This window comes from Paenibacillus sp. EB106-05-06-XG162, from assembly GCF_058791655.1.
Genome location: NZ_JBYTDT010000004.1, coordinates 360,803 through 385,951 on the forward strand (window position 1 = coordinate 360,803; position 25,149 = coordinate 385,951).

18 protein-coding genes are annotated in these 25,149 nt (G+C 46.3%); 1 reads left to right on the forward strand and 17 read right to left on the reverse strand.

Translation table 11 applies throughout. The annotated features are described in order from the left end of the window. Positions 1-5: 5 nt before the first annotated feature. From AC3WU2_RS12805 to AC3WU2_RS12830, 6 genes are all read right to left on the reverse strand, one after another. Positions 6-968 carry a carbohydrate ABC transporter permease gene (locus AC3WU2_RS12805; RefSeq protein ID WP_492454591.1) on the reverse strand — a complete coding sequence of 321 codons (963 nt, stop codon included), beginning with the start codon at positions 966-968 and terminating at the stop codon, positions 6-8. Beyond that, positions 965-3,928 carry an extracellular solute-binding protein gene (locus AC3WU2_RS12810; protein WP_492454593.1) on the reverse strand — a complete coding sequence of 988 codons (2,964 nt, stop codon included), beginning with the start codon at positions 3,926-3,928 and terminating at the stop codon, positions 965-967. Before AC3WU2_RS12810 ends, AC3WU2_RS12805 begins: the two co-directional genes overlap by 4 nt. A gap of 144 nt (positions 3,929-4,072) precedes the next feature. Next, positions 4,073-5,734 (reverse strand): type 2 periplasmic-binding domain-containing protein, encoded by a 1,662-nt coding sequence (locus AC3WU2_RS12815; RefSeq protein ID WP_492454595.1) that lies wholly within the window; start codon positions 5,732-5,734, stop codon positions 4,073-4,075. Between the two features lie 46 nt (positions 5,735-5,780). After that, the gene (locus tag AC3WU2_RS12820) at positions 5,781-6,665 is read right to left on the reverse strand and encodes a carbohydrate ABC transporter permease (RefSeq protein ID WP_492454597.1); all 885 of its coding nucleotides are present in this window, start codon (positions 6,663-6,665) and stop codon (positions 5,781-5,783) included. 16 nt (positions 6,666-6,681) lie between these two features. Then, entirely contained in the window at positions 6,682-7,614 is a 933-nt protein-coding gene (locus AC3WU2_RS12825) for an ABC transporter permease (protein ID WP_492454739.1), read from the reverse strand. Between the two features lie 208 nt (positions 7,615-7,822). Continuing rightward, positions 7,823-8,884: a LacI family DNA-binding transcriptional regulator gene (locus tag AC3WU2_RS12830; RefSeq protein WP_492454599.1), complete on the reverse strand. Its 1,062-nt coding sequence runs from the start codon at positions 8,882-8,884 to the stop codon at positions 7,823-7,825. A 530-nt stretch (positions 8,885-9,414) separates the two neighbouring features. On the opposite strand from AC3WU2_RS12830, the gene AC3WU2_RS12835 reads away from it, so the two are divergent. Beyond that, complete coding sequence (locus tag AC3WU2_RS12835; protein WP_492454601.1) at positions 9,415-10,107, forward strand: FadR/GntR family transcriptional regulator; 693 nt, start codon at positions 9,415-9,417, stop codon at positions 10,105-10,107. A gap of 58 nt (positions 10,108-10,165) precedes the next feature. Here the strand turns inward: AC3WU2_RS12835 and AC3WU2_RS12840 are convergent, their stop codons facing one another. From AC3WU2_RS12840 to AC3WU2_RS12890, 11 genes are all read right to left on the reverse strand, one after another. Beyond that, positions 10,166-11,323: a trans-sulfuration enzyme family protein gene (locus AC3WU2_RS12840; protein WP_492454603.1), complete on the reverse strand. Its 1,158-nt coding sequence runs from the start codon at positions 11,321-11,323 to the stop codon at positions 10,166-10,168. A gap of 41 nt (positions 11,324-11,364) precedes the next feature. Next, a complete protein-coding gene (locus AC3WU2_RS12845) occupies positions 11,365-12,201 on the reverse strand; it encodes a carbohydrate ABC transporter permease (RefSeq protein ID WP_492454605.1) in 837 nt (278 codons plus the stop codon). Next, positions 12,201-13,112 carry a carbohydrate ABC transporter permease gene (locus AC3WU2_RS12850; protein ID WP_492454607.1) on the reverse strand — a complete coding sequence of 304 codons (912 nt, stop codon included), beginning with the start codon at positions 13,110-13,112 and terminating at the stop codon, positions 12,201-12,203. Before AC3WU2_RS12850 ends, AC3WU2_RS12845 begins: the two co-directional genes overlap by 1 nt. Before the next feature lie 71 nt (positions 13,113-13,183). Continuing rightward, on the reverse strand, positions 13,184-14,512 hold the full coding sequence (locus AC3WU2_RS12855; protein ID WP_492454609.1) for an ABC transporter substrate-binding protein: 1,329 nt from the start codon (positions 14,510-14,512) through the stop codon (positions 13,184-13,186). A gap of 424 nt (positions 14,513-14,936) precedes the next feature. After that, positions 14,937-16,061 carry an FtsW/RodA/SpoVE family cell cycle protein gene (locus AC3WU2_RS12860; protein WP_492454611.1) on the reverse strand — a complete coding sequence of 375 codons (1,125 nt, stop codon included), beginning with the start codon at positions 16,059-16,061 and terminating at the stop codon, positions 14,937-14,939. A 10-nt stretch (positions 16,062-16,071) separates the two neighbouring features. Further along, a complete protein-coding gene (ftsW, locus tag AC3WU2_RS12865) occupies positions 16,072-17,208 on the reverse strand; it encodes a putative lipid II flippase FtsW (protein WP_492454613.1) in 1,137 nt (378 codons plus the stop codon). Positions 17,209-17,260: 52 nt separating this feature from the next. After that, the gene (locus AC3WU2_RS12870) at positions 17,261-17,794 is read right to left on the reverse strand and encodes a hypothetical protein (RefSeq protein WP_492454615.1); all 534 of its coding nucleotides are present in this window, start codon (positions 17,792-17,794) and stop codon (positions 17,261-17,263) included. A gap of 64 nt (positions 17,795-17,858) precedes the next feature. Beyond that, positions 17,859-19,256, reverse strand: coding sequence for a sensor histidine kinase (locus AC3WU2_RS12875; protein WP_492454617.1), 1,398 nt, complete (start codon positions 19,254-19,256; stop codon positions 17,859-17,861). Between the two features lies 1 nt (position 19,257). Continuing rightward, positions 19,258-19,965 (reverse strand): response regulator transcription factor, encoded by a 708-nt coding sequence (locus AC3WU2_RS12880; RefSeq protein ID WP_492454619.1) that lies wholly within the window; start codon positions 19,963-19,965, stop codon positions 19,258-19,260. 245 nt (positions 19,966-20,210) lie between these two features. After that, complete coding sequence (locus tag AC3WU2_RS12885) at positions 20,211-24,314, reverse strand: discoidin domain-containing protein (protein ID WP_492454621.1); 4,104 nt, start codon at positions 24,312-24,314, stop codon at positions 20,211-20,213. A 457-nt stretch (positions 24,315-24,771) separates the two neighbouring features. Continuing rightward, complete coding sequence (locus AC3WU2_RS12890; RefSeq protein WP_492454624.1) at positions 24,772-25,143, reverse strand: DUF779 domain-containing protein; 372 nt, start codon at positions 25,141-25,143, stop codon at positions 24,772-24,774. Between the last annotated feature and the right edge of the window lie 6 nt (positions 25,144-25,149).

The window sequence follows — 25,149 nt, forward strand, 5'->3', positions numbered from 1 at the left end:
AACGATCACTCCTTGTTTCCAAGCCATTTGAAAATAAACCGGTTCAAGCCAACCATCATGCAGAATAAAACGACGGCGATCGCCGATGCGTAGCCCATCTCGAAGCGGATAAACGCGTAATCGTGCAGGTGGGTCAAAATGGTATGTCCGGCATATAACGGGCTCGGCATACCTGCCAACTCAACACTGACGCTGAATACGTTGAGCGCACCGACCACCTGCATGACCGCGCCGAACAGCAGCTGCGGCTTCACCGCTGGAACCGTAATGTACCACAGCTCCTGCCAGCGGTATCTGACTCCGTCAATTGCGCCGGCTTCGTACAAATCGCGCGGGACGTTCTGCAAACCCGCCAGAAAGGCGAGAAAACCGATTCCCATGCTCATCCAAAGCGAAACGATCATAATGATCGGCAGAATCGTATTGACGTCTTCCAGCCACTGCCACGGCTCATTGATAAAGCCAAGCTTTAGCAGCCAATAGTTTAGCATGCCGTAGCGGTCACCGGAGAATAAATACTGCCAGACGACGGTCATTGCGACTCCACTTGCAATTGACGGTGTATAATAACACAGCGTATAGAAGAACCGATATTTCTGTGGAATTTGGCTGATCAGCCAAGCGAGCAGAAACGCCATAGCGTAACCGACCGGTCCGGTAACGACTGCGAATTTCAACGTATTTCCAAGCGCCGTCAGGAAGATGTCGTCGTCAATGAACAGCAGCCGGTAATTCGACAGCCCAATCCATTTGGGGGGCTCCAAAATATTAAAATAAGTGAAGCTTACCCCAAATGCTGTCAAGACGGGAATGATCGTAAATACCAGAAACAGGATCATGAATGGAGTGAGAAAATAAAACGATACCCGGTTTCGCACAATGTCCTTCCAAAGCTCCTTAAGCTTGGAGGCCGCCCGCAAAGGGCGCGCTGGTTCGCTCGTTTTTGTCTCTACCGATATTTCACTCATCGGCTGCCACCCCCTTTCCCGTTTCCTTCTTGCTCCCCTACGTCAAGCCCGAATTCCTCGCGCTTCTTCCGCAGCTCTTTGTTAATTTCCTTAATGCCGTCTTCGACGGCTTCACGTACCGTTTTGCCGTTCAGCACGATTTCGTTCCACATATTCGTAATATGGCGTGTCGTGAAATACGCGCCAAGTACGATTTCGCGTTCTTTGAACCAATCCCATTGCTTTAGTACGGAATCGATATCCTGGGAAGACCATGGCAGCCGTTTAAGCGCCTCGACGTTCGCCGTATTCCAGCGGGCTTCGACGCCGAGAACCGATTCAAGCTCCGAACCGAACTGCTCTTGCACATCGGCGCTGGTCCACCATTTCAAATAGTCCCAGGCTTCGTTTTTCATCTTCGTAGCTTTGAATATAACCCCGGTTTGTGCAGCCCCGCCCGTTGAGCGGTTGATTTGGCCGTCTTTGTCCATAATGCCTGGCATCGGCTTCATTTCCCACCATCCGGTCAACTCTGGCGCAGCCGTGGACAGCAAAATATACGTCGAGTAGTCTGCTATGCCGATCGGCATTTCCCCGGTGCGGAACCGATTGTAAAAATCCGCTTTTTTGTTGATTTTGTAGTTCGTAAACAAATCCGTCCACATCTTCATCGCCTTTAGAGCTTCTGGCGTGTCAAGCGCGGAATATTTGCTGTTCTCGCGGTAATATTCGCCGCTGTTCTGGAATAGGAACGGGGTGAAATCGTCCGGCGCATGCCCGTAATAAAAGTCCATACCGTTCTGCTGCAGGAGCGGAATCAAATCCATAATATCCTGCCATGTCTCAGGCGCCTTCTCGACACCAAGCTGCTGCAAAATGTCTTTGCGATAAAACAGCATGCTGAAGTTTTGATTCTCAGGAAGTGCATAATGCCCGTTATTGAATTGGTACGGAATGAGCGCACCCGGCCGGAACCGCGCAGCGATTTCGTTATAATCCGGGAACTCGCCCAGGTTGACGACGGCATTTCTGACCGCGTAATCGATCGGAATTTCCGCTTGTACTCCAAGCGCAACGTCTGGCGCCATTCCGGCGGTGCTTGACAGCATAAGCAGATGCATCGCTCCGGCCGGAATGACGTTGATGTTCACCTTGATTCCAGTTTGCGGAGTAAATTCCTCGTCCGTCATCCGCTTGATAATATTCGCCCATTCCCGTCCTCGAGCAACCCAGACGTCCAGTACTTTGTCTTGTTCGCCGTACCGATTCCCAATACCGTCGTAGTCTTTACGGAATGAGAGTAGAAAATCGTTCACCGAATTCCAGCTTTGAGCGGCCCAGCCTGTGTTCGCATCCGGCCACGGCTGATCCGGCGACTTCACGATAAAATAATCGAGCAGCAGCCCTTGCCCGGTTAGGGATGTCATCCATGTCCCAAGCTCCGCCTGTTTGTCGGAGAACTGATCGAGCCTCGCCGTGATCGTCTCCGGTTTCTTCGCCATATCAAGTAGTTGGTCACGCGCCATGCCGAGTGTACTGACCTGGGAGCTGTTCTGTTCGACCCCAAGTGAATAGAGCAGCTTCATGCCATCCTGGAGATCTTTCGCCATCAAATTCAATCTCGGAATTATATTCGGGATACTTTTCTTGAGCTCATAATCGCGGTTCGGATCGGGATTCGTTCCCGTCACGAGATAAATTTCCCGCTGCAGCAGCGACATGTGCTGCGTGACCTGCTGAACGATTTCGAACACTTCACCGAGCGAGCCGATCTGCATTTCCATCCGAATGCGGTGTTTACCCTTCTCTAGATAAAGTTCATACGGCGACTCCTTGCCGCCGAATCCGGCGATTTGCCAGCCGCTGCCGTATTCGAAGCTGACCGCGTTCATTTCGGCGAACGGAATTTTACCGTCGATTGCAACCTTCCTCTGTACCGGAATGCCATTTAAGTAAGGATTTGAATACCGGGCGCCAATGTTGTACAAACCCGATTCGGGAACGTCGATTTCCCATTCTGCCCATTGACCGCCTTTGCGCCAGCCCGAGCCTCCGAACACGTTCAGAATGCTCTTATTGCTGTCATACGGATCGGATGCCGGATTGCGGTCTTCCTGCCTGCGCAAGGTCGGGTCGGACTTCAGTACCGCTTGCTCCGCTTGGAATTTCAGCAGTTTGTCTTTGGATTCCTGGCGTCCCTGCTTCAAATCTTGTTTGTGTATATCTGCATATCCAGGCAGCTTATCCGGAGAAAAAACGCGAATTTCCCCGATCGCCGCCGGCTCCCGAATTACCGTCAGCCGAATCGTATGCTTTCCTTGGGTCAAATAAAATCGCAAAGGTTCAGACACTTTGCTCTCGGCATCGTGAAGCTCCTGGAATTGCCAGCCCATGACTTCTTCCTGGCGCGGATTGAATTCGTTGCCTTGATTATCTTTCCAAGGCTCACCGACTTCTCTCCACATCCGTTTGAAATCGATCATTTTGGCCTGAAAAAATGGATACTTGCCGTCGATTTGCAGGCTGCGTAGGATGGATGCCCGCTTGCCCGGCATCGCATAATAGGTCATGCCGATTTGGTAAAACCCGTCCCGCGGAATGTCTAGGGTATATTCAGCCCAGCTGTTTTCATCAGTTTGGATCAGCGCAGTTCCGGCACGGTCTCCAATAGAGTCCTGCTTGCTCACACCAAAATCGCTGATCGCCGCGTAGTCTGCGCCCGGAATGACGATGTTTACGTTCTCGGTATCCTGTTTTCCTTCACTTTTCAACTGCTTGACGTATTTCAAATAAGAAGGCTCCAGCCTCGACTTGATGTCTTCCCCAGCCAAAATCGATTGCGTATCGACATCGTTGTACTGGGGAATGTTCGCCAACGCCGAATAGTCCGCTTTTCTTGAATAAAACCACCAGGCGATCAACGAAACAGCGATTGCCGCAAGTAATAGCTTTGGTATTTGTTTGTGAAATTTACGAACCACCGAATACCCTCCATTTTTAACTTGCTGAAAGCGGATATAAAACGTTGATTAGCATTTCATAAAATAAGGAATCGGAGCAACCTTCACGCGTCCGCCTGAACGAATGAATTCGGTGGCGGCGCAGCCGACGGCAACGCTTTTTTATTATTTATCGCTCATATAACGGTCGTACGCTTGCTTATAAATTTCCATGTAGCGATCCAGATTCATTTTTTGGATCGTCGAAACGTATTCATCCCACTTGGCGAATGATTCGTCGCCGATAATGAACTTGTCTCTCATTTCGCCTACATACGTCGTAATGTCGTTGGCAATCGTCGTCAGCTCTTCGGTCTCTTCAGCCGTATAGTTGAACGATGGCCACACGTCGTCAATCTTGATCGTGAACGGCTCAGCTTTCTTCGCATTGTCGACTGAGGTTGGACGCCCTTCCGCACCTTTGAAAAATTTCTGCTTCACGATGCCCGGATAATAACCGCCCGGCCACATCAAGTATTGGCTGATTGCTTGATCAAGGGTCAGGCCTTTCGGATTTTTCGTGATTTCATCCGTATATTCGAACTCGCCGTTCGGCATTTCTTTGTACGTCAAGTCTTTCCAACCGAGGAAGAACATCTTGGCCCCTTCATCGCTGTAGAAATGGTCCATCCATCTGACCATTTCAGCTGGATACTTGTTGTTAGCCGTCAATACGAACATACCAAGCCCACCTACTGGAGAACCAAGCATCGTATTGATCCGGTCGCCATGCGGACCTTCGAGCACCGGTGAACCAATGTACCCCTCTTGGTTAAATACCGCCGATGGATCTACACTATCAAGGAACGCGTACACACCGGTCGAAGCTTTGGACGTAAATTCCGTATCTTTACCGTTCAACGTGAACAACTCGCTGTCGAGCAATCCGTCTTTATAGAGCTTGTGCGCATATTCGAGCAATTCCTTGTAACGCGTATCCGTCGGAATAAAGCGCAAGCTGCCGCTGCTTGGATCCGTATCCACATAAGGATGTGTAGAACCGTGGGTCCCAAGGCCGAACGAGCCCTTTAGGAAACTGATGAGTCCGTCTGCGCCATATCCGCTACCCCAACCGATTTCATCAGCTTTGCCGTTCTTGTTCGGATCTTTCTCCTTGATCGCTTTCAATACATTATAGAAATCGTCAAGCGTTGTCGGCTCCTGTAAGCCGAGATTGTCAAGCCATTCCTTCTTCATCCATGGCGTACCATAGAACAAGGACTTGAATTCCGGATCGTAAATCGTTGGCATCCCATAGATGCTGCCATCCGGCATCGTGATCGCTTTTCGCACAAGCGGGTATTTCTCCATAATCGCCTTGAAATTCGGCGCATATTGATCAATGTAATCGTTCAGCTTCAGGAACGCGCCTTCTTGACCATACTTAATCAAGTCCGCACGCGGAATCGCTGCAGCGAAGAACATATCAGGCAAATCTCCGCCACCAAGCACGATATTGCGTTTCTCCTTCAGGTTCGATTGTGATGCGACAGTCCAGTCAATATGGATATTCGTCATCTTCTCGTATTCCTGCCACAGCTTTAATGTATTCCAGTCGGCAAAGTCATACAGCTTGGAACCAAACCCTTTGATCGTGATTTTGTCCTTGACGATCGGGAAGCCTTCTTTTGTCGCATTGTCCGTTGCAGTCGACGTATCGGTCGTCGTTCCTTTTGCTGTGTCTTTGTTGTTCTCCGCCGCCGTATCTCCCCCTCCGCTGCAACCTGCAAATAATGAAACCATAAGTGTAAGTACGAGCAGTAGTAGACTGAATTTTCTTCCTTTCATGTCGTTACCCCTCCATCAATATTTTCATATGGTCTTTACGTATTGATTAACCCTTCAACGCTCCGATCATTACGCCTTTGACAAAATACTTCTGCAAGAACGGATACAGCAGCAATACCGGCAAATTGGCGACCACGATGATCGCATATTTGATACCTTCCACACTCATCGCTTGCTTCGCGACCGCTTCCTGCGTCAGCTTCGCCATATCCTTCATCGAGTTCTGAATGAGCATTTCCCTCAAAATAAGCTGCAGCGGAAACTTATCCTTGTCATTCAAATAAATTAAGGCATTAAAAAACGCGTTCCAGTGGCCGACAGCATAGAACAGAATCATAACCGCAATGACAGGCATCGATAACGGGAGCACGATTCGAATCAAGATCTGCCAATTGGCGCAGCCGTCGATCATTGCCGACTCCTGAATTTCATGTGGAATGCTGGATTGGAAGAACGTACGCATGATGATAATGTTCCAGACCGATACAGCATTCGGAATCACCATCACCCAGAACGTGTCGAGCATATGCAGTTTTTTGATCAGCAAATACGTCGGAATGAGACCGCCACTGAAGAACAGCGTGACCACCATCATTGCCATCACGAGATTCCGGCCCGCAAAATCTTTGCGAGACATCGGATAAGCAGCGAGAATGGTCATCAGTAGATTGATAGACGTGCCAACGAGCGTATATACAATCGTATTTCTGTAACCAATCCACAAATCTTTGTTCTGAAAAATTTTCGAGTACGCATCCAAGTTAATGCCTTTTGGCAGCAGCCACATTTCACCGCGCAGCACAAAATCCGGTTTCGAAAAAGAAGCGCTAAGCACGAACACCAGCGGATAAATGACAACGGCGGCGATCAGCGCAAGCAGGATATAATTGATAATCTCGACCAGACGGTCTCCACGGCTTTGCAATCCCATAACGTTATTTCACTCCTTACCACAAGCTGGTATCGTTCACTTTGCGGGCCACATAATTGACCGTGACGAGCAAAACGAAGTTAATAATTGAATTGAAAAGATCCACTGCGGTCGAGAAGCTGTACTGCGCATCCAAAATCCCGCTGCGGTAGACGTACGTCGAGATAATATCCGATCCGGACATGTTCAAGTTATTCTGCATGAGGAGTACTTTCTCGAAGCCGATACTTAAGACCGAGCCGAGATTCAAGATCAGTAAAATGACGATCGTCGGCATAATGCCTGGAATATTGATATGCCAAATGCGCTGCAGTTTCGTTGCACCGTCAACTTTAGCCGCCTCATGAAGCTGCGTATCAATGCCCGATAACGAGGCCAAGTAAATAATCGAGCTCCAGCCTGCCGTTTGCCACACATCTGAGAAAACATATAAGGTCTTGAACCATCCCGCACTCGTCATAAATGCGATCGGATCCCCGCCAAAAGCTTGAATGATATGATTGATTAGGCCGGTTCTAGGTGAGAGGAAGATGAAGAGCATCCCAACGATAACAACGGTGGAAAGAAAATACGGCGCATAGGTGATCGTCTGAACGAATTTTTTGAACCGGTTCGATTTGACTTCGTTCAGCATGAGCGCAAGAATAATCGGAATCGGGAAGCCTATCGCCAACGAGTAGATGCCAAGCAGGAAAGAATTCTTAATCAACCGCCAAAAATAATAGCTGTCAAAAAACCGTTCGAAATGCTTGAAGCCGACCCATGGGCTATCCCAGATGCCTTTAAATGCGGAAAAATCTTTGAATGCGATTTGTATGCCATACAGTGGAAGGTAAGCGAAGATGATGAAGAAAGCGATTACAGGAATAATCATTAAGTATAGATCCCAATTTCGTTTGACCGTTTTTAATAGCGGTGAGGGTGCTGTGCGGGTTCGGTCTTTGTGGATTGGTACATCAGGGGTAACTTGTTCCAAGAATTCATCGACCCTCTTTCATAAAATCGGGTATTGGTGCGACCTCCACGACACGTCCGCCAGAGCGAATGGATTCGGTGGCGGCGCATAAACTTGGGCACAAAATATGATAACGTTTGCCCTAAAGTCGCAGGAAATGACGGGCATCTTGGTTGACTGATCATATGACCCGTGACTGCCTTTACTCATTCCTCTTATAATCTGAAGACTGTCGTACAATAAGCTCATGCGGCAGTAGCAACCGAAACGACGGACGGAAATCGCTCTGCATATAATCGATCAACGTTTTGACCGCTGTCATGCCAAGCTCAAATTTCGGGATATGAATGGTTGATAATGGAGGTGAAGTGTATTGAGACAACTCAATATTATCGATCCCGATAAATGCGATGTCCTGTGGGACATTGAATCCCCTTTCGATGGTTGCTCTCATGGCCGGAAGTGCCAATCGATCACTAGCCGCGAATATGGCAGTAGGCAGCTGATTGCCTTGGCTCCGCTCCAACATTTCCAGCATACAGCTGTAGCTACGGTCAACGACCCACTCCGTATTGACGAGCCACTCTTTACGGATCTCCAGACCGGCTTTCTGCATCGATAGCTTATATCCAATATAACGCTCATCGTACTCGGAATCCCCGTCGCAGCCATGCCCGCCGATAAAGCCAATCTGCCGATGGCCTTGCCCAATCAAATGGTTAACAGCCGTCTCTGCCGCAGCAATGTGGTTGAAATTAATATTCTGAATGTCTGGGCTGTCTGACATCACACCCACGACTGCTGGAACATGCTTCTGAATCAAGCCGACAATGTCATGATCCTCGTCAACATTCCCAAACACGATCACTCCGTCGACCCTATGCTCATGGAGCATCTTATGCAGCGTCACTTCATTTCGAAGTTCCCTGAATGTGAGCATGTAAGCGAACGTATATCCGTAGTCCTCGAGCATTTTTCGTATGCCGGCAAAAATCGTTGTGAAGAACGGATCCTGCTCTGCTGAATATATCGTCCAAGAGGAGATGAACCCAATTTGCATCGAAGGCTGCTTCGAAGCCGACTTCTTCTTCATCACCAGCTTGCGCGCAGATTCGTTCGGCGCATAACCAAGCTCTTGAACAGCACGCCAAATCTTGCTTCTTGTCTCCTTACTAACATGTTTGGTCACATCATTGTTGATGACACGGGAGACGGTGGATATCGACACGCCTACAGCTTCTGCTATATCTTTTAAAGTTGTCACTTGCAATTGGCTCCTTTTTTGCCATTCATTTATGATTTCAAACTGCACCAATCCATTATACTGGAAGCGCAATATCAAATCATACCCAAATGTTCTGGCACAAACACCTGATTATCCGCTAACCACCACCCCAACATTTGCCCAAAAATTCGGGCAAAACATGTAAAATGTCATTGGTTTTTCACCCAAATGTTTACAAATATCATTCTATTATGAATACGTTTTCACGTCAATCACTTTTGTTCAAATATTTGGAAATCCTACCAAACAGGGTTGGGATAGAATATCCAGCCATCGGATCTCCTCCCTGGTGAGCTCTAATTCCGTTTGCGGCAAGGCATGACTTCAATTCCGCATCGTTGCGCCGGCCAATGATAGCGCCTGTTGGGAAGGACTGATTAAGCACATACGTCAATACAACCTGCCTCGTTGATACGTTGTGGAGATCTTCATAGACACGATCTTTCATTATCTGTAATATTAAGCTATAGTACAGTATGATAGGTATTGAAATAAGGAGGACCCTTACGTTGCAAAAAATTAAAAAAATGCAGCTGCATGAGATCGCCGCACAAGAAATTGTGCATTACATTCAAGAAAATGGCCTGCAAAATGGGGACAAACTTCCCTCACTCGAAGAGATGAGCAAATTGCTCGATGTTAGCCGCACTTCAATTCGCGAAGCGCTCCGATCTCTTGAAGCAATGGAGTTTGTCAAGATGGTCAACGGAAAAGGCGTCTTCGTCGATGATACTTCTTCCTACCGCTTCTCGACCAAAATCGATGTCAGCAATGAGAAGACACTGCTGTTGCAAGCTTGCCAGGTTCGCAGGGCTCTTGAAGGACTGGCCGTTGAACTCGCAACAGAACATGCTACAGAAGAACAAATCGAACGAATGATGCATTATTTGAACGAGATTAGGAGCAATCCAGATGGTCCGATTACACGTCTGGCTGACAAAAATTTTCACCAAACGATTTATGAAGCGTCCAGAAATAAAGTTCTACAAAGCATCATCACTTCAATGTCCACGTTGTTCGACACATTCTGGGAGACCGCTCCACTCGGTCAAAATAGATTGTTCACAGATACATTCCCATTCCATCCATGTATCGCTGAAGCCATAGCTAACCGTGATAAGGAACAAGCTGTTATGCAATTCAACTTACTAATGGATGCGATCGAGGGCAATATTCAGAAAGTACCCACGGATAACAAATGAGAAAAGTCCGGATGACCACGCAACTCGTGCTGTCATCCGGACTTTTTTTGATGTTTCTTTACTTCATTCCACAACCGATGCTGTCAAACGCTTGTTCCATATCGCGAATAAGATCATCAGGCTCCTCCAAGCCGATATACAAGCGAACGATAAACTTACCGTCGGATAGCTCCTTCATATAGATCAGACTTTCGTAACCGCCCCAACTGATCCCTTTACGGAATAACTGCAGGGAATTCGCCCAATGTCTCATGTTATCCATGGAGATATCTGTTTCAAAAGACAACAGACTGTTGCTTCCGAGCATCTGCGTCTTGAATAAATCATGCTGCGGATGATCGGGAAGCCCGGGATGATTGACACGGATAATATGCGGCCTTGTATTCAGGTAACTCGCAATTAGCAGCCCATTCTGCTCATGCTTCTGCATCCGCAGCGGCAGCGTCCGTAATCCTCGCATAAAAATAGCAGCACTCTGCGGATGAAGAATCCCCCCCAAGAGCTGAAATTCGCTAGCGAACAATTCATCCATATGCTTCTGCGACCCAATAATAACACCACCGACCAGATCGCTATGACCGGAGATGTATTTCGTCATCGAATGAACAACCAGATCGATCCCGTATTGAAGCGGATTCTGAAACATAGGTGTGGCCCAGGTATTATCGATAATCGTTGTTGCCCCGATCCTTGTAGCAAGCACAGCGCACTCTCGTAAATCCTGCAATTCAAACGTTAAACTGGTCGGACTTTCTAAATAAATGAGACGGGTATTTTCTTGAACGGCCGCTTCGATCTGCGTGATATCCTTCCCATCGACAAAGCTCGTCTCAATGTTAAATTTGCTTAGATACTGCTCCATAAATTTCTTCGCTGGCCCGTAGGCACCATCCACGCAGACAATGTGATCGCCTGATCGTATAACGGATAGAATAGCTGTGGAAATAGCGGCCATACCCGAGGCGAAACAACGAGCCCGTTCCCCGCCTTCCAGCTTCGCAAGCTTATCTTCTAGCATTGCCACAGTCGGATTGTTCCCTCTCGTATAAATCATTGAACTGACTTCAAGAGCGAGTGCCGTCTCTAACTCTTCATGTGTGTTAAAGGTAAATAGGCTATTCTGATACACTGGAAATGATACAGCTCCATAATGCCTTTCGTCATGCGGATCATGCACGACGATCGTCTCTTTGTTCAGGTTTACGGATTCCCGCATGTTCTTCCATCCTTCCATAGTACATGTCACTTGCCATCGAACTATCCCTTCTCCGCGCCTTGCGTTAATCCACCCACGATCATTTTCTGACAGAACGCAAAAATAATGATCGTCGGAATAACGGATAAAACAGCGCCTGCGGACATCGGACCCCAATCAATATTAAACTTCGTAATGAACCCGTTTATCGCCACCGGAATCGTCTTTGAGCTCTCCTGATCGATAAACATAATGGATAGGAACAATTCATTCCAATTCTGTACGAAGGCAAAAATAAACGTAGCTGCGATCCCCGGAAGCATCACCGGTAGGATCACGCGAATTAAGGCCGATAGGCGAGAGCAGCCATCGATCATCGCAGCTTCTTCCAGACTGGATGGAATCCGTTGGAAGAAACCTCGCAGCATAATGGTACAGAACGGAATTAACCCCGCTGTATAGACGATCATCAAGGAATATAGCTTATTAAGCAGCCCGAAATGAGACATCATGATATACAGTGGAGCGAAACCGATAAATGCAGGGATCATTTGCGTCAAGAAAAAGGCATACATAATCTGTTTATTTCCTTTAAAATGGTATCGGGCCAGCACATAAGCACTGAGTACCGCGATCATCAGCACAACCAGTGAAGCCGTCAGCGAGACAATCAAGCTGTTCATAATGTAAATGTGAAAATTAGATATATTGAAAATATTAATAAAATTGTCAAAGGTAATATGCGCCGGCCAATATTGCAGCGGGATAGAGAAAATTTCGTCTGATGGCTTTAACGAAGTTATCGTAATCCAGTAGAGCGGAAAGACCATGACGATCAAAAACAAACTCAAGAAAAGAACCTTCAAAGAGATTCCTAGAGACTGAAGCCGATGTTTCATTAGAAGTCAGCCCCTTTCCCAGACTTCGTCGCTGTCAGGTAGAATATGGTATACATTGCTAAGAGAATAATCATGATGACACCTGCCGCTCCGGCTTGACCATAATCCCCGCCGAACATGATTTTGTCCATCATATACGTCGCCAGAATATGTGTCGATCCCGCCGGTCCCCCATTCGTCATCGCATAGATGATATCCGGGAAGTTGAATATCCATATCACCCGCAGTAGCGTCGAAGCTATAATTGTCGGCATAATATACGGAATGGTTACGTAGAACAGCTTATGGAACCAATTGGCCCCATCGATGCCAGCGGATTCGTACAGATCGTCTGGAATCGATTGAAGCGCTGCGAGCAGCATGATCGCAAAGAAAGCAATACCGTACCATACATTCGCTACGATGACGGAAGCAAGCGACCATTTCGGATCGGACAAAAATCCGATGCGTTCCTCGATTAGCCCCACTTTTAACAGCAAATCGTTAATAACACCAATTTGTCCATTCAACATCCATCTCCAGATGATGCCGATCAGGAATCCAGACATTGCCCAAGAGTAGAATATAAAGCCTTGGTATACGCCTCTGCCCTTAAACGGCTTTTTCAGCAGGAGCGCTAGAATAAACCCAATGACAAATTGAAAGATCAAAGATACGAACACCCAATAGAAGCTATTGGATAAGGCTTGCAGAAATTGCGGCTGTGTGAAAATCGTCTTGAAATTGTCCAGCCCAATGAAGTGGATGTCCGTTAAGTCGAATAAGGTATAGTTCTGAAAAGCCATCCCAATGCCCCGGAAAAACGGATAAAACGTAAACATCCCAACCATGAGAATAGCCGGAAGCAAACAGAAGAAGATGAATTTACTTTGACTGGATACCGGTTTTCTCGCTTTTACGATGTTCTTCATTTCTTTCCTCCTCTCGATGCCAAGACGGAGATTGGAGACAATGCTCCAATCTCCCCTATTTGATGCTCCATTTATTTCTTCTGATTTGCTTTTTGATCCGTCCAATATTTATCCCAGTTTTTCAACACATCGTCGATCGAACGTTGTTTTAAAATCAATGCTTGATTATCTTCTACCGCGATTTTCTTAGACTCGCCATAACCCTGATAATCTGTTGCATCCCGCATCATGAGATACGCATCCGGCTTGCTGTTCATTTCGATGAATGGTTGATACGCGCCATTTTTGAAGAACTCATCATCGGCAGCTGTCGTGTGGATTGGAATTAATCCAACAGCCTTCGCGAACACCAAATTCTGGTCGGGATTTGACAAGAATTCAATCAGTTTCCAAGCCTCTTCTTTATGTTTGCTGTAGGAAGTCATTCCCCAGCCAGCTGCACCTACAAACCTTGGTGCTTTCCCTGTTGGACCGAGCGGGATAGGTGCCGTAGCCCATGTACCTTCTTTCATCTTCTCTTTGGTTACGGCGATGACGTCCGGATCATTGATCAACATCGCTGTTACACCCGAAACAAAGCTCTCCACAGTTTCCGAGAATGCCCAGTTCGTTGAATCTTTCGGAGAAGCCTCTTGATAAATTTTTGTGAATAAATCCATGGCTTGCTTGGATTCTGGCGTTGAGAATATCGTTTTCCCGTCTTTGAGGAACATCGAATCATCCGGATTGATCTGATCCGCGTTGAACGCTTGAGTTATCATCAGCGTAAAGTTATCGCCGCCTGCACCGCCTCGATATGCATAGCCATACCGGTTTTGAGCGGGATCTGTCAGGGCCTTCCCTTTCTCGTATACTTCTTGCCATGTTGCCGGTGGAGTCATTCCTTTGGCATCGAACCAATCTTTACGATAGAATAAGATCTTCTGATACAGACCGTATGGGATGTAATATGGCGTATTGTTGATGTAATTCGCTGACATCTTCGCACTGTCATTCAACGTTTTATAGTTTTCCCACTTACTGGTATACGACTTCAAATCTTCGATGAATTGGTTGGTGACAAACTGCTTTGCCGTAATATCGCGTACCTCAAGCACATCTAGGTCTTCTTTTGCGGCGAGCATCGTTGCAATCTTCGTATCTGCGTTTTGCAGCGGCGGGGAGATCAGTTCGACTTTAATGCCAGGATTCTGCTGTTCGAACTCGGCCAGCATTTTCTTGAGCACCTCCGTCCTCTCCGGACTTGTCAAGCTTTCAATCATCTTGAGCGTGACCTTAGCCTCACCTTTGGAAGCGCTGTCATTATTGTCTTTAGAAGAGGAACCACAACCTGACAAAACCATAGAGATCAGCATAACAAATGTAAAAACAAATAAAACCATTCTCTTTGTACGAACCATTCTAGAAAACCTCCCCAATTTTTTTAGAATTAGTACAGTTGAAGTTATACGATCTACGACGAATGCAATCAAACTATATAACTGTATACCTGTATTACAGGTAAATATAGTATAATAAATATACGCTGTCAATATCTCTTCAAATTTTATATTTTTATTAAATTTTTACTGAATATTTCGATTATTTTTGATTTCCATCGATAGAAAACGATCAATTCAGACTCCATAAATTCAATTTAATATGTTTTTTGGAATAATATTACTTAAAAATATACTCTTAATATGTTTCTTGTCAATTTATTTTTACTAAAATATTATATTTTTTACTATCAAAGTTCGAATAAAAATACAAAAAATCCCTGTCTGGTCATAAAAGGCACCCACAGGGATCTCGACAACATTCAATTTTCAGTAGAACCTTCTATTACGCGAGATCGATCACATTGCGATGGACTTTGACACTGAGCGCGAGCCCGATAGCAATCATGTTACTAAGGAGGGAGCTGCCTCCGTAACTTATAAATGGCAGCGATATCCCCGTTAAAGGCACCAGACCGATATGCATACCAATGTTAACGAAAATCTGAAATACAAACATGCCGATCAGCCCAATGACGAGGTAGGAGCCTACTAAATCTCTACTCTCCATCACAATATGCACTAAACGATATATCAATAAAAAGTATAACAGCAGCAGCACAGCCGAACCTACGAACCCATACACTTCGCCGATTACAACATAGATCGAATCGGAATAGGCATATGGAATGAACCCTTTCCGTAAATATGCTCCGTCACTGCCGCTCAATCCGCCTGAACCGATCGCATTCATCGCATTCTTCACATGCCAAGATTTATCTGGATCCGAAGTGGGGTCTAGAAAAGTCTGTATTCTCGACATTTGATGCGGCTCAACAATCTTGGACAATACTTCGAAATTCGCATAATAGAGCCATAAAATCGTACCGACAACAATAGCCACAAGACTCAAGAATAGTATCATATAGGATGCTCGAATATTCCCCATCCACAGCATACTGAGGAGAACGCCAACAAAAACAAGCGATGTCCCTAGATCAGGCTGCTGCATAATGAGAATCGTTGGGATGGCGAAAACAATGCCGATGGGCAATAAATCTTGAATCAATCGAAGCTTCTCACCTTCCCTCTTGCTCAATAAATGCGCAATCAACAAAATCGTAAATATTTTGGCAGGTTCCGAGGGTTGAAGCTGGAAATGACCGATACTTAACCATCGCACCGCACCGTTAATATTCTCTCCGGTAAATTTCACAAGAACGAGCATTCCGATGCCAAATCCATAGAAAATATAGGATAGTTTGCCGACCAATAGCTTGTAATCTAGCAACGCCATTGCTAGCATCGGAACGCAGAAAGCCGCGAACAGCGTTACATTACTCATTTCCAAGCCTTCTAAATTCGTCTGTGTCGTTGCTCCATAAATGGCTATCGTCCCAATCGTAACAAGACACACCATAACGATGATTGTGATTGAATCTAGATTTCTAATTTTTTGCATAACACTCATCTGATAACCTCTATTTATCTTGTATTGAATTGAATTCACTCGCTTGACGTCTCCGATGATTGTCCCTAGATATACTTAGTAGGATTCCCGTACTCGCCAGGCACAATATCAATGAAGAACCGCCATAACTGATGAAGGGTAGCGGCACTCCCGTGATCGGCAGACTCCCTGTAACAGCACCGATATTTAACAGAAATTGAATACATATCATCATAACGATACCCATTCCCAGCATAATCCCAAAGGGATCGTCGCTCTTCAGGGCCGCATTGATCCCTCGCCAGATAAATAGGAAGAAGACCATGATGAATGCGAATGAGCCTACGAAACCGAATTCCTCCCCAACCACTGCAAAAATAAAGTCGGTATGTGCTTCAGGCAAATAAAATAACTTTTGCACACTCTTCCCGAGTCCCGTCCCCGTCATACTTCCATGACCCAGCGCATAAAGAGACTGAATAAGTTGATATCCCGAGCCTTGCGGGTTATCAATTGGATTTAGAAAAGAGGTGATTCGCTGAAGACGGTAGCTCTTACTTACAGCAAGATAGATAAAGACCGGGATTAGTCCAAGACTTAATAGAAAGATGTGACGAAGATCAACCCCGCCAATTACGATAATCGACGCGGCTATACAGAATAGAATTAACACGGTACCAAAATCGGGTTGCTTCATGACAAGCAGCAACAGGATACCAATCATGATGAAAATCGGGAGCAGGCCTTTTCGGAACTTCCGTATATGCTCACCTTTTCTGCTAATAATCGCTGACAAGTAGACAATCATGGATAGCTTCGTGAATTCTGCCGGCTGCAGATTGAACCCGCCGAGCACGAACCAGCGTCTCGCACCATTTATATTTACACCGAAAATTAATACCAGAATAAGCGCGATTAAGGCGAACAAGAGCAAGAAAGGCGCCGTTTTTTTCCACCATCGATAAGGAATATTCATAAAAAAGAGCATCACAAATAATCCGATGAGCGCAAATATGCCTTGTTTCATAACATAGTGCCACGGACTATCGTGTTTGATCATTGCTATCGGCGTGCTCGCGCTAAAAATCATCAGTAAACCGAATCCTACAAGCGCAATCGTTACGAATAGAAGCAGAAAATCTGGGCGGCCTCTGAATTTACCGCTCAATATCACAACACCCCTTACTCTTACGCAATCTTCTGGCCTGTTGTGGCGAAGATTAGTTGAATTCCAGCTTGCCATGATACTCCTGCTTAGACAGCAGTTTCAGTGCATTGTCACTCCATTCGTATATATCCATGCCATTGCCAGCAGCTCCTAGAGACCAGCTTAATACGAGCTCGGATCGGCCATCATGATTGAGGTCTGGAAACCCGGCATATTCCAGGCCATAGCCAAACCCTTTCATTTCCGAAATAATGCGCCACTCTTCATTATGCTGCTTAAACACCGCGGCTTTTAGCATTTTCCCTTTGGTTCCCGGCTCCTCATACACCACTACTGCTTCATTAACACCGTCTCCATCCATATCTCCATAAGAGATATCATTCCCTTGTTTCCCTTGGATCGGGGATTGCACTTGTGCTTCAACCGGTAATAGACTGAACAATTCTTGCGTGGTTTTGTCGTGCTGCATGCTTTCTCCCGTTAATGGGGGTTTAATCAAATCTGCAGGCATCGAAGGAACCCCGCATCCTCCAATCATCAATAATCCAGTGAACATGATACCTTGCCGTATGAATCTATTGAGCATAATGATATCCTACTCCTCTTGTTACTGTTATCTCCTATTCTATCTACGAAAACGAATAAAGAGGTTATGAAATAGTTAAATTTGACGGCAGAAAGATTTGCACCGTCGTTCCCACGCCGATCTGACTCGTAATTCTCAATTCACCATGATGCAACTTAACGATCTGTTCCGAAATAGAGAGACCCAGGCCGCTGCCGGACGCATGCTTATCCACTTTATAGAACTTATTCCTTACATTTGCCAGATCCTCTTCCCCGATGCCTGAACCAGTATCTTGAACGGAAATGACAACTCCTCCTTGTGCAGAACTTGCCTGTATAAGAATACGCTCATAAGGATCTGTAAATTTCAAGGCATTATCGATCAGATTCAGCATGACCTGCTTCAACCGATTCGAATCAGCTTGAATGACTGGCAATGTTTCTACAGCTTCGATTTCGAACTTAACCCCCTGCCGTGCAGCTCGTGGAGCAAGCTGTTTGCCGATTTGATGCAAGAATTCGGATACATGGACCGGGCCAAGTTGTAATGTGATTCTTCCGTTATCTAATTTCGAGAAATCCAGCAATTCATCGACCATGTCCGTTAACCGTTCGCTCTCTGACTCCATAATATCAAGACCTTCAAGAAGAAGAGGCCTGTTCTCCCCTCCATTCGATTTCAAGGTAATGACCCAACCTTTGATCGATGTAAGAGGCGTGCGGAGTTCATGAGAAACGGAGGATATGAATTCATTTTTAAGCTTTTCATTTTGGACAACTTTGGATGCCATCATATTCAATGTCTCTGCAAGAGATCCGAGTTCATCTCGATATCGAATATGAGCCCTTACAGAGAAGTCTCCTTCGGTCATTCGGTCAGCAGCCCGCTTGAGATCTTTGATCGACTTCGTAATAGTTCGAGACAAGAACACACTAAGCGATGTGACCATCACAATCACGATTATGCCAGCAACAATGAGGATCATTGAAATTTGGTTCACGGTACGATTCGTCTCGGTCAAGGAGGTCACAAATCGAACAATACCAACGGTTTCTTCTTTAGCAATAAGGGGGAACGACACAGCTAGAATAGGCTCCTGGGTGACAGGCTCTGTCCCCTTCCAACGGCCGACGACACCTTGAGAAGCAGTTAGTACATCTTGAAATTGAATCAGGAGCTTCGTGCTTTGAAGTCCTGTGGAGTCTTGAAGAAGGTTCCCCGATGCAGTTAGGATCTGTACTTGTGCATCCGAATTGTGTGCGAACCCTTTTAATAAACGCTCTGATTGCTTCTCTACGTCCTCATCGGCGAAATATTGCTGAAAAAAAGAAGCGGATAATTCCCCTTGATTCATGAGAAACCGCTCGACATTGTGATCATAGTAATATTTCACCGAAACCAATAGGAAAATTTCCAGAATGAGTACCGTAATACATGTAACCAGAAGGTAACTACCTACCAATCTTCGCTGAATACCCAATTCACGGACCTTCCTTTCTAAAGCGATATCCGAGTCCCCACACGGTCTCAATCCAATACGGCTTGGAGCAATCATCTTCAATCTTTTCCCTTAACTTGCGGACGTGTACATCAACCGTCTTGGGATCACCAACATAGTCATCTCCCCAGACGAGGTTCAACAATTCATCGCGCGATAATGCTGTATCAGGATGTTCGAGGAAGGCTCTGATCATCTGGAATTCCTTCGGTGTCAATTCAATGGAGATGTCATGCTTGTACAGCTTATTCGCACTGAGATCGATCCGAATCGGCCCAGATTGAAGCACCTGCCTCTGGGGCTGCGAGGCTAATTGCATCCGGCGCAATATCGCATGGATTCGGGCGACCAATTCCAATGGGTTGAACGGTTTGACAATGTAATCATCCGCACCCATTTCCAACCCTTTGATCTTATCCAAATCTTGGCCTCGGGCCGTCAGGAAAACAACCACGATCGCTGGATCGATCTCCCGAAGTCTTCTGCAGACTTCAAAACCGTCAATATCTGGCAGCATTATGTCCAGAACGACGATATTCGGTCTATTGGCTATAAAGTTCTGTACCGCCACGTCACCCGATGCGGCCTCATGCACAACAAATCCGTTATTTATCAAGTTTATCGTTACAAATCGTCTGATGTTCGAATCATCTTCAACGACAAGCACTTGATTAAAGTTCAATGTATCCATAAGATACCTCCCAATACGCTATTCTTAGCCAAAAAAACAAAAATGCTCTCCCCGTAAAGAGAGAGCCGTAGTCGTTGATCCTAGATTCGTTCCATGACTTCGTAATGGAATTCATCCCACATGGATATTACTTCAAATGGTTCAGAAAGTCAAAAGCTCTTAAATCGCCATTGATCCCATTTAATATGGAATCAATGGCCCTTTTTAAAATAATTAGATTCAAGCCAACAATGCACGGTGTTCTTCTATTGCAAGATCGCTTTGGCAACGATGGCAAGGTCTTCAATATCCACTTTATCATCATGATTGACATCCGCTTTCGCATTCCAGCCCGACTGCCCCTCTTGCTTGCCGTAAGCCGCTGCCACGATTGCCAAGTCTCCGACCGTGATCCCGTCTTTTCCATTGACATCGGCGGAGATTTTCTTGCTTTCGAACACTTGAACGGCCGCTTCCAATGCGGTTTTCGCGCTATCCACCTGCTGTTGCGTAACATTCGGATCGCTCTCTGTCGCACGCGCAGCATTGATCGCCGACTGCAATAGCGCTTTGGATCCAACAGCATACAGACCGTGTCCGTTACCTTCCACGGCAGCATCTTGCTTAGCCTGAGCGCCAACGATAGCAGCATTCAAACGTGACTTATCTACAGAGATATCCATATGCAGTTTATGGGAGGTTCCATTAACCTCCAGCTCCTTCCCCTCACCGCTCGCAATAGCAACATGGTCTACCGAAACGGTCGTTTCGGTTCCCTGTGTTGCTGCTCTAACGGTAAATTTAAGGGTTAATAAATTGCCTTGTGCTTGCACGCCTTGGTTCGCACCCACGCTAGCAGCTACAATCCGGATGTGTCCTGGCACGGCCTCCTTCTGATCGATGACCTGAAATCCGTCTTTCAGAGATGTGACTGATTCGAACTGCATGTACGCCGGGTCATAATGAAGCGTCAGATCTTGCGCATACATGCGCTGATATACGCTCTGCGTCACGCCGCTTAGTCCCATCATCAGTTGGAACGTTTGGCCAGGGCTAACCTTATCAGTCCCGGTTATCACCGTCTGCGGTCCGCTCGTTGTTTCTAGTAGTACATTGATTTCCGCAGCCGAAGCCCACCCATTGACGCCCGCCGTTGCTTCCAGCTTCACGTAGGCTGCATCAATAGGCGCAAATGACGCGTATTTCAGTGTGCTGTCATCCGCCCAATTCCCACTCGCCGCCTTCGTAAATGTCACCCCATCCGTGCTTACATAGACATTGTAGCCCGTAATGATACCATTCGAGCCAGATTGTCTTGGCATATACGCGACTTGATTGATTTGATATGTTCCGCCAAGGTTTAATGTAATGGATTGCGGGAGAACATCGGATTTATCCCACTTCGTATGCCACATCGTCTGCGGGTTTCCGTCAATGGCATTGGAAGCCCGATCATTTCCGCTGCTCGTTTCCTCACTTGTTGCCGCTGCCTTCATTTGTGACTGCGGAATTTTATTGACCGTCACGCGAACGCTTGTGGTCAATGGAACATTATTCGGGTTTACGACTTCAGCGGGCAGAGTTACAATTCCTGTTACAGTAAAAGTCTGCCCCGTTATTGCCGTTGGATCGTAATTTGTGCCGTTCATATTCCATGATACATTAGCATCCACCACTCCCCCATAAGTTAGAAGTGATACTTTATCAGGCAAGCCAAGGGCTGCCGCTGTCTTTGCTGTTCCGATCGCCAAGCTCGTTATCACTGCAGGTGTTTGGATGCTTTTTAGCTTATTATCCACGGGAACCACTTCAGAGAGAACGATTCGATCGAGATCCGGCGTGTATGCAGCATCGTTATAGAATTTAATCGCGTTATTACCGCTATTGAGTTGAATCGTGAGCGATACAGGGGACGCAGTTTGGCTCCAGGAGCTTCCCGTCACTTTAACTTCCTGAGCGGCTCCGCCATTCACGCTGACAAAGAAAGATCTCGTTCCTGACAAAATGCTATAGATCGTCATCTTGTACGTGCCCGCTGCAGGCACATCGGCTTTTAATGTCACATAGCTGTTCGAATCATTGCCGATATTTCCGACATATTGGCCGCCGGAAGCTGCCGAAAGATTCCCGATCTTTGCATTTCCGCTGATTGTGCCGCTCTCCCCCTCCATGCTGAGATCATAGCGCTCCACATGGATCGCTGCGGCAGCAGCTAGATTCCCGGATGCTGTAATCGCCGTAAGCCTTACATACTTGGCTGAGACCGGCGCAAAAACAGCCGTTTTCTCCGTCATATCATCGGCCCAATTACCGCTTGCAACTTCAGTAAATTGAACCCCATCCTTACTTGTTTCTATGCTGTACGAGGTAATCATTCCCTTGGTTTGGCCGTCTAATCTTGGTAAATATCTTAGTTTCGAAATCGTATAGCTTCCACCAAATTCTAGCGTGATCGATTGAGGTAGGTTGGCTGATGGCGACGATACCGACTGCCAGAAGGATGCGCCTTCCCCGTCGACGGCTTGATTTGCCACATGACCGTCTTGTTGACTGGTTGCGGTTGCGGTGATTTGATACCAAGGAATATCATTTGAATTCAGTACCTGATCATTGCTTCTCGAAACAATAAACCCTTGTTCAGGATCAACAGCATCGTAATTTGGATACATGTTGTAGAAATTTATCTTCTTGGTTACGCCGCTCTGCGCGAAGGTGTTGCCGGCAACAGCGACGGATTTCGAGCCTCTAAAATCAAGGCTGAGCCCGCCTTCCTGAACCACATTATTCGTAAAGCTGAATCCTTGAACGCCCTTGCTTTGTATATTTGCCGTACCGTTCATTTTAAAAATGTTCCCATCAACTCGAATATTACTATGTACGGTTTTAGCTGGGTCCGTAGAAGACGTGCTTGGATCAATGTCGATAACTGCATTCCCCGTATAATTAAACGTATTATTGCTGATGGTTACGTCTCTTACCATCCCCGACTCATACCAGCTGCTCGCATCGTCAGCGATCAAAATGGCACTCATTCTTGTTCGGTGGAAGGTGTTATGATCGATGAGCACTTTCCCCCGCGTTGTCACGAGAATGCCTCGCGTCGGAACGGATTCGAACGTAGAGCCTGTAATCGTCACATTCGGGGTCCAGGTTGCGTTCTCGACCATATATTGATTGACGGTGACCGAGCTGGGAACATTTCGATCTAATGTCAGAAGGATATTATAATTGTCAACGCGTGTAACAGCGGTAACTACCGCATGATCAACTGCAAGTAGACTTGAAGCATTAATGTATTCAATCGCATCGTTCACGACAAAGGCGTCGAAGCCCCAGCTTTGATCATGCTTAAATTGTACTTTAATCTGATTAGGAGCCGGTTTGTCGACGATCTGAAGATGCGTGCCGTGCACATTAATCGGATCATCATGCGCTCCGAAAAAGTTCGAATCGTTAACCTTAATTTCGCCCTTACACCCGGAGAACTGCATGAAATCCGCCATGGATGCGTTGGTACGTCCGCTTCCCACTCTCGGTGCAAAGTTAAATTGCTCGAAGGATAGATTTTCACTATATTGCGCGACGATACCCAGCCCGGGAGCAGCATAGAAATTGACCCCAGTCCATGTGATATCCTTGCTTCGATAGATGAAAGCGCCTTGCTCCTTGCGGATATCGTTGCGGAACTGAAAGGTGTGCCCGACGGTTAGGCTTGGAGCGCTGTTATAATTGAACCGCACTCGCCTGTTCCCCAAATCCTGAGCGCTCGTCACGCCTGATAATGGATTCGATCTTCTCCAAGTCTCCTTCGTAACCGGATCATACTCCTGAACTTGCGTAATGTTTGTATATCCGCGTGCGGTCCAGTTATCCAGCGGATTGCCGCTGTGATCTACTTCACCGGTCCATTTTAATTGGTTGTTCGATATACTATACAACGAATCCTCATGAATATCTGCTTCGATCGAAGTGCCTGACACAGCGTGTACCGTCAATTCGGACACAACCGGCCGCTTAAAGTCAAAGCTAATATTTTGCATATTTACATTCGTGACATGATCAAATACGATCGGCGTAACGACGCCATGGAACATGAACGTGGAGTGGTTTCCCCGAATCGTCATGTCCTGGATGTCTTTAAACAAGATGGCGACCTTCTTAGAAGCACCATCCGGATTACTGCTCTGACTTGCCGTATTGGACACATAGTAATCCGCTGTGATCGCAGATGCATCTTTGAAGTGATATGTGCCTGTTGGAAAATCTAGGATAACTGGCTTCGGAGCGTTTTTGGCGGCAGCGATTGCTTCTGCGACTGTAGGGCCGGCGTCGTCTCCGCTATATTGAACCGTAATGACTGTATAATTCATACCATTGATCGTCTCCATGCTCTGAGTATAATTCGTTGCGGCGTGCGCTGGATGTGACTGGAACGTAAACGCAAATGCAGCAATCAAGATTGTTAAGGAGGAAAGCTTGAAAGAGGAAACTCTACAACTACAAAGCAACCATTTCAACAATAAAAATACCACCTTTCACATCATCTTTATTTCGTTAATCGTTGAATGCGTTTTCTGTCCAGATCATGCATTAATAAGTTGGCGATTCCTCCTATCCCCCTCTCATACTCCATACTCCATACTCCATACTCCATACTCCATACTCCCTATATTATATCGATCTCAATTAATAGAGATAATATAAGATCCTCATTAGTTCTATGGAAATTCAGATGTTTCATAAAAAAACATAAAAAAGGCCGCTCATTCCTATTGGGATCTGAGCGGCAGCGTTCATTTACGATTTGGTTTTTTTAACACATGTTCACTAAGAATCAATCAGACCCAACACACGTCGTTCTTCCTCCGTGAACAACCTTGAACGCGTCAGAAATCGCTTGCCTTCCGGTCCTTCTAGGGAGAACATCCCCCCTCTGCCAGGTACGACGTCGATGATCAGCTGCGTATTTTTCCAATAGTCATATTGTGCTCTACTCATATAGAAAGGCGCTCCGCCAATGTCCCCCAGACATACATCGCTATCTCCGATGAGAAACTCCCCTTGTGCATAGCACATGGGAGAGCTGCCGTCACAGCAGCCACCAGACTGGTGGAACATGACGGGACCATACTTGGCTTTCACTGTCTCGATCAGTTCTAATGCAGCATCGGTAGCGATAACCTTGTTCACTTCTATCATCGAAAA